Origin of the sequence: Streptomyces sp. NRRL WC-3549 (genome assembly GCF_000721935.1) — a bacterium.
GTDB lineage: Bacteria > Actinomycetota > Actinomycetes > Streptomycetales > Streptomycetaceae > Streptomyces.
The window spans coordinates 8,078-14,123 of the sequence record NZ_KL585395.1; the positions used below are offsets into that span (position 1 = coordinate 8,078).

The 6,046-nt window shown below is 74.1% G+C and carries 7 protein-coding genes; 2 read left to right on the forward strand and 5 right to left on the reverse strand.

Features of this window, described 5'->3' with window-relative positions; translation table 11 throughout:
* Together mgtA and IH13_RS0112800 are read right to left on the reverse strand one after the other, a co-directional pair.
* The coding region (mgtA, locus tag IH13_RS37335) for a magnesium-translocating P-type ATPase (RefSeq protein ID WP_031083940.1) at positions 1 to 2,500 on the reverse strand (2,500 nt) is incomplete at its 3' end.
* Positions 2,493 to 2,879 (reverse strand): ArsR/SmtB family transcription factor, encoded by a 387-nt coding sequence (locus IH13_RS0112800; protein ID WP_199814642.1) that lies wholly within the window; start codon positions 2,877 to 2,879, stop codon positions 2,493 to 2,495. The genes IH13_RS0112800 and mgtA, both read right to left, overlap by 8 nt.
* Before the next feature lie 260 nt (positions 2,880 to 3,139).
* On the opposite strand from IH13_RS0112800, the gene IH13_RS0112805 reads away from it, so the two are divergent.
* The gene (locus IH13_RS0112805) at positions 3,140 to 3,406 is read left to right on the forward strand and encodes a GlsB/YeaQ/YmgE family stress response membrane protein (RefSeq protein ID WP_031083942.1); all 267 of its coding nucleotides are present in this window, start codon (positions 3,140 to 3,142) and stop codon (positions 3,404 to 3,406) included.
* A gap of 71 nt (positions 3,407 to 3,477) precedes the next feature.
* On the opposite strand, the gene IH13_RS0112810 is transcribed toward IH13_RS0112805, so the two are convergent.
* Positions 3,478 to 4,062, reverse strand: coding sequence for a TerD family protein (locus IH13_RS0112810; protein WP_031083943.1), 585 nt, complete (start codon positions 4,060 to 4,062; stop codon positions 3,478 to 3,480).
* 112 nt (positions 4,063 to 4,174) lie between these two features.
* A complete protein-coding gene (locus IH13_RS0112815; protein ID WP_031083947.1) occupies positions 4,175 to 4,750 on the reverse strand; it encodes a TerD family protein in 576 nt (191 codons plus the stop codon).
* Between the two features lie 199 nt (positions 4,751 to 4,949).
* Between IH13_RS0112815 and IH13_RS0112820 the strand changes: the two genes are divergently transcribed.
* Positions 4,950 to 5,333 (forward strand): BlaI/MecI/CopY family transcriptional regulator, encoded by a 384-nt coding sequence (locus IH13_RS0112820; protein WP_031083948.1) that lies wholly within the window; start codon positions 4,950 to 4,952, stop codon positions 5,331 to 5,333.
* A 198-nt stretch (positions 5,334 to 5,531) separates the two neighbouring features.
* On the opposite strand, the gene IH13_RS0112825 is transcribed toward IH13_RS0112820, so the two are convergent.
* On the reverse strand, positions 5,532 to 6,046 hold a 515-nt coding region (locus tag IH13_RS0112825; RefSeq protein WP_031083949.1), incomplete at its 5' end, for an NAD(P)H-dependent oxidoreductase.

Here is a 6,046-nt window from a genome sequence, read left to right on the forward strand (position 1 = left end):
CGATGGCGGCCAGCGCCGCTGCGGCCCAGGCGACCGGACCCGGCCTGCGCCCCTCCGCGCCCCGGCGGCCCAGACGCAGGAGCAGCATCACCAGGGCCTGGGTCAGCAGGTTCTCCGTGAACCAGCCGGAGTGGAACGCCGCCTCGTCGTCCCCCGTACCCGGACCGTGCAGCGCCAGGGCCAGGACGGCGAAGGTGGCGAGGTCGGCCACGGCGTTGAGCAGGCCGAACCCGGTGATGAACCGCAGCAGCTCGCGGGGGCGGAGCTCGGTCGGACGGCGCAGCGCGGACCGGTGCGGGCGGTCGTGGACGAAGGCGAGCTGGGCGGCGTCGAAGCACAGGTTCTGCGCCAGCACCTGGACCGGGAGCATCGGCAGGAACGGCAGCAGCAGCCCCGCGGAGAGCATCGCGATCACGTTGCCGAGGTTCGAGGAGAGGGTGACGCGCAGATAGGTGGCGATGTTGGCACCGGCGTGCCGGCCCGCGCCGATCGCGTGGGCGATCGCGGTGAGGTCCTTCTCGGCGAGCACCACGTCCGCGCACTCCCGGGCCACGTCGGCGGCGTCGCGCGGGGCGATGCCGACGTCGGCCGTGCGCAGGGCGGGCAGGTCGTTGACGCCGTCGCCGAGGAACCCCACGGTGTGCCCGGCGGTCCGCAGCGCCCGGATGACCCGGGCCTTGTGCGCGGGGGTGCAGCGGGCGAAGACCGTCGTACGGCGGGCCAGCTCGGCGAGTTCGGTGTCGGTGAGCCCGTCCACGCGGTCGGCGGTGAGCACGGCGTCGTCGGCGGCGAAGAGGCCGAGGTCACGGCAGACGCGGGTCGCGGTGCCCGGGTGGTCGCCGGTGAGGATCTTGACGGTGACGCCCTGTCCGGTGAGGACGTCCAGCGCGTCGGCGGCCGTGGGCGTGAGCGCGTCCCGGAGGGTCACCAGGCCGCGGAAGGTGAGCCCGCGTTCGTCGGCCGGGGTGGGCTCGCGGGTGCGTGCGGGGCGCTCCGCGGTGGCGACCGCGAGGACGCGTACGCCGCCCTCGGCCTGTGTGGCGGCGAGGTCGCGCAGCCGTACGCGCTCGTCCTCGTCGAGTACGCAGCGCTCCAGGACCGCCTCGACGTCACCCTTGACCGCCAGCGTGTGCCGGCCGAGGCGGCCGGGCGTACGGACGACGGCGGTGGCCAGCCGGCGGAGCGGGTCGAAGGGGACGGCCGCCGCCCCGTCGTATGCCAGGAGCGCGTCCTCGTCGGCCGCGTCCAGGATCGCCTCGTCCAGGGCGTCCGGTACCGGCAGGTCGGCGAGGTGCAGGGTCCACCAGGCGTTGACGGCGGCCCAGTGCAGGACGTCCGGGTCGTCCCGGCCGTCCACTCCCAGGGCGCGGTCGACGACGGGGCGGTCCTGGGTGAGGGTGCCGGTCTTGTCCAGGCACAGGACGTCGACGGCGCCCACGTCGTGCAGCGCCGGCAGCCGTTTGACGATCACCCCGTGCGTGCGGGCCAGCAGCGAGGCGCCGCGGGCCAGGCAGGTGGTGACCAGGACCGGCAGCATCTCCGGCGTCAGCCCGACCGCCACGGCGACGGCGAACGGCAGCGTCTCCAGGCCCCGGCCGCGCAGCGCCGCGTTGGCCATCAGCACCAGCGGCGGGGTGAGCAGCATGAACCGGATCAGCGTCCAGGAGATGCCGTGCACCGACCGGTCGAAGGCGCTCGCCTCCTTCGGGCCGCCGTCCGGGTCCCGGGCGTCGGCGAACCGGGTGCGCGCGCCGGTCGCGGTGACGACGGCCCTCGCGCTGCCGGCGGCGACGCTGCTGCCCTGGAAGCACAGCTGCGGCTGCTCGAACACGCCGCCCTGGGGCGTGCGCGGGGTGTCGTCGGCGTACTTGGTGACGGGCACCGACTCGCCCGTGAGCGGGGCCTGGTGCACCGTGAGCCCGCTCGCCCGCAGCAGCCGCAGGTCCGCCGGGACCAGTTCACCCGGGCCGAGGCGGACGACGTCCCCCGGTACCAGTTCTTCCACGGGCACCTCGCGGGCCGTGGGCGCCGCGTCCCCGTCCCGCCGGCGCAGCACCGTGGCGGTGGTGGCGACCAGCTCGCGCAGTCCGGCCGTGGACCGGTCGGCGCGGTGCTCCCCGGACGCGCGCAGCACGCAGCTCACCACGACCAGCAGGAGGATCACCGAGGCGGTTCCCCAGGCGAGGACGGCGGCCGACATCAGCCCGAGGCACCCCAGGACCGCGGTGAACGGGTCGCGGAGGCTGCGTACGAACAACCGGGGCCAGGTCACCGGGCGCCGTGCCGGGAGCGTGTTCGGGCCCGACCGGGCCAGCCGCTCCTCCGCCTGTGCCTCCGTCAGTCCGCGCGGGCCGCTGTCCAGCCCGCGCAGCACCTCCAGCACGGTCGGTACGGCGGGCGCGGGCGCCACGGCCCCGTCCCGGCCGCGTGGCTGTGCGGGGACGGCCGCGCGTGCGGCCGTCCCCGCGTCCCGGCCCGAGGCCGCGCTGGTGTCAGCCACCGGTCCCGGGCAGCCGGCTGACCGGTGCGTGCGCCTGGTGGGAGCGCACGGTCAGCTGGCCGACCATCACCCGGACCACGGTGACGATGTCGGGGTCGTCGACGTAGTAGACCTGGCGGCGGCCCTCACGGCGGGAGCGTACGAGTCCGGCGAGCTTCAGTTTCGCCAGATGCTGGCTGACCGCGGGCAGCGCGCCGCCGACGCGGTCGGCGAGGTGCGTGACGTCGCTCTCGCCCTGGGAGAGGGCCCACATGATGTGCAGCCGGGCCGACGAGGCGAGGAGTCCGAACGCGGCGGCCGCGTCCGCCAGGACCTCGGCGGAGGGGTCCCCGAAGCCTGCGACGTTCTCTGTCAAGGTCTTCTCCCGTCCCGCCCGCATCACAGCTGCCGCACACGCGCCGATCCAGTGTAGGCGCCCGGACGCGCCGTCCTCGCTGCCGGGACGGGGGGCCGGGCCCTCGTGAGCCCGCCCGCACGGACCGCCGGCCGTGGACCGGGACACCGCCGGGGCGCCCGGAGGCCGCCGAAAGAGCCTCGTCAGACAGACGGACATGCTCATAGGATTGCGCAATCATGCAACTGGGTGGGGGCGTCGCCCATCGGACGACCGTCCCGCACGACCGACTGGAGGACAACGACGTGGGCATCATCGGCTGGATCGTGCTCGGCCTGCTCGCCGGAGCCATCGCCAAGATCCTGCTGCCGGGCCGTGACCCGGGCGGGCTGTTCGGCACCACCCTCATAGGGATCGCGGGAGCGTTCGTGGGTGGCTGGCTGTCGGCCCGCTTCCTCGACCGGCCGGTGGAGAACCAGTTCTTCGACCTCTACACCTGGGCCGCCGCGATCAGCGGCTCCCTCGTCCTGCTCATCGCGTACCGCCTGCTGTTCGGCAACTCACGCGACTGACGGCGCGGGGCCGCCCGCGGCCGGCCCGCGATCCGCGGCGCGCCCGCCGGGGACCACGGGACGCCCTCAGGTCACAGGTGTGCGGAGATGGCCGGCAGCAGGTCCTGGAACGTCCGTCCGGCGGCGGGCTCACCGATGGCCTTCAGCTGCCAGCCACCGTCCGTGCGGTGGAGCTTGGCCATGATCTGGGCGGTGGAGGAGCCACCACCGCTCAGGGTGTAGCGCGCGAGCTCCCGGCCGGTGGTCTCGTCGACCAGACGGCAGAACGCGTTCTCCACCTCGGCGAAGGTCTGTCCGGTGAAGGAGTTGACCGTGAACACGATCTGGTCGACACGCCCGGGCACCCGGCCGAGGTCGACGAGGACGACCTCGTCGTCACCACCGGCGCCGTCACCACCGGTGAGGTTGTCCCCCAGGTGCCGTACGGAACCGTCGTCGCTGGTCAGGTGCTGGAAGAAGACCACGTCGGCCAGCTGTCCGCCGGCGAACAGCAGGGCCGCGGCGTCCAGGTCGATCTCCCGGGTGCCCGCCAGCCTGGCGAAGAACCCCTTGCGCTGCACGGCCCGCCAGCCGAGCCCCATCCGTACGGCACTCAGCGTGCTGCCGTCGGACTTGCTCAGACTGACCTGCTGGCCCTTGGTCAGGTTGACCGACATATGTCGTCGTCTCGCTCTCAGTCGCTGGATGTGCGGGGGCGGACGGTGCGGGGGACCCGGGCCACCGCCGCGCCCCACGCCCCGTCCGGCCGGCCGGACGGCCCGCCGGTGCTCAGACGTTGACCCCGTAGTCGGAGGCGATGCCGGCCAGTCCGGAGGCGTAACCCTGGCCGACCGCACGGAACTTCCACTCGGCGCCGTTGCGGTACAGCTCGCCGAAGACCATCGCGGTCTCGGTCGAGGCGTCCTCGGACAGGTCGTAGCGGGCGATCTCGGTGCCGCCGGCCTGGTTCACCACGCGGATGAACGCGTTGCGCACCTGGCCGAAGCTCTGGCCCCGCTGCACGGCCTCGTGGATCGACACCGGAAAGACGATCTTGTCGACCTCGGCGGGCACGGCGGCCAGGTTCACCTTGAGGGACTCGTCGTCGCCCTCGCCCTCGCCGGTGAGGTTGTCGCCGGTGTGCTCGACCGAACCGTCGGGGCTGGTGAGGTTGTTGTAGAAGACGAAGTGCTGGTCGGAGACGACCTTGCCCGACGTACCCAGCAGCAGGGCGGAGGCGTCGAGGTCGAAGTCGGCGCCCGTGGTGCTGCGCGCGTCCCAGCCCAGGCCGATCAGGACGGCGGACAGGCCGGGGGCCTCCTTGCTCAGCGAGACATTGCCGCCCTTGGACAGGGAAACACCCATGGTTCATCTCTCCAGACACGCGGTCGGTTCGGAGCCCGAGGTCCGGGTCCCGCATTAAAATCTACAACACTGTAGAAATAACGGCGGTGGCCGCACACGGCGGGAACCCGGCGGGACCGCCCGGCCGCCCGCACCCGTACACCGGCCCGGCCCCGGCACGGCGACCGGCCGGGGGCCGGACGGCGAAAGGGGGCACCTCGTGACGGAGCGCGAGCCGCGCCCGGGACGAAGGGCGCGGGGCGCGCTGGAGACGCTGGTGCTCGCGGCCCTGCACGACGCCCGGCGACCGGTGACCGCGGGCTGGGTGCGGGAACACCTGACCGACCGCCTCGCGTACACGACGGTGATGACGGTGCTGGTCCGGCTGCTGGCGAAGAACGCCGTGACGCGCCACCGCGAGGGCCGCTCGTTCGTCTGGGTGCCCGCCTCGGACGAGGCCGGGCTCGCCGCGCTGAGGATGCGCCGGGTGCTGGACGGCGAACAGGACCGCGAAGCGGTTCTGGCGCGCTTCGTCACGGCGCTCCCGGCCCGCGACGAACAGGTGCTCCGCGCGCTGCTGGACTTGGACCGCGACGAGGACTGAGCCCCACGGCAGCCCGCCGCCCTCCGGCCCGGCCACCTCCGCCGGCCCGTGCCCGTACCGGCCGGCCCCGGCCGCCCGCACCCGACGTGACCGCACACGCACGCGGCCCCTTCCCGGTACGAGCCGGGAAGGGGCCATGGGTCCGGACGGCGGCGGCGCGGCATCCTCGGCGCGCCGCCGGCTGTCGTGGCGCAGGTGTCAGGCGGCGGCCGGAGCGGCCTCCGCGACCTGGCGGAGCACCTCGGTCAGCGAGGCGACGACCTCGGCGTCGTCGGCCGGGTGCGTCTCGGCGAAGCGGGTCACGGAGCCGGGGATGGACAGCTTCACATCGGCCAGCACCGCGCCACCGGCGACTCCGGCGGCCTTGCGGGCGTCGTCCTGGGCCCAGACGCCGCCGTACTGGCCGAAGGCGGTGCCGACCACGGCGACCGGCTTACCGGAGAGGGCACCGGCGCCGTAGGGGCGCGACAGCCAGTCGATCGCGTTCTTCAGGACGGCCGGCATGGTGCCGTTGTACTCCGGCGAGAACAGCAGGAAGGCGTCGGCCCGGGCGGCCGTCTCGCGCAGCCGCACGGCCGCGGCCGGGACGCTGCCCTCGACGTCGAGGTCCTCGTTGTAGAAGGGCAGTTCGGCCAGCCCCTCGACGATCTCGACGGCGGAGCCCTCGGGCGCGTGCTTGGCGGCCGCCTCGGCGAGCTGGCGGTTGTGCGAGC

Excerpts from the sequence above, each read along its gene's own strand:
- IH13_RS0112800 (WP_199814642.1), bottom strand. The coding sequence starts at position 2,879 with ATGCGGGCGGGACGGGAGAAGACCTTGACAGAGAACGTCGCAGGCTTC.
- IH13_RS0112815 (WP_031083947.1), bottom strand. The coding sequence starts at position 4,750 with ATGGGTGTTTCCCTGTCCAAGGGCGGCAATGTCTCGCTGAGCAAGGAG.
- IH13_RS0112810 (WP_031083943.1), bottom strand. The coding sequence starts at position 4,062 with ATGTCGGTCAACCTGACCAAGGGCCAGCAGGTCAGTCTGAGCAAGTCC.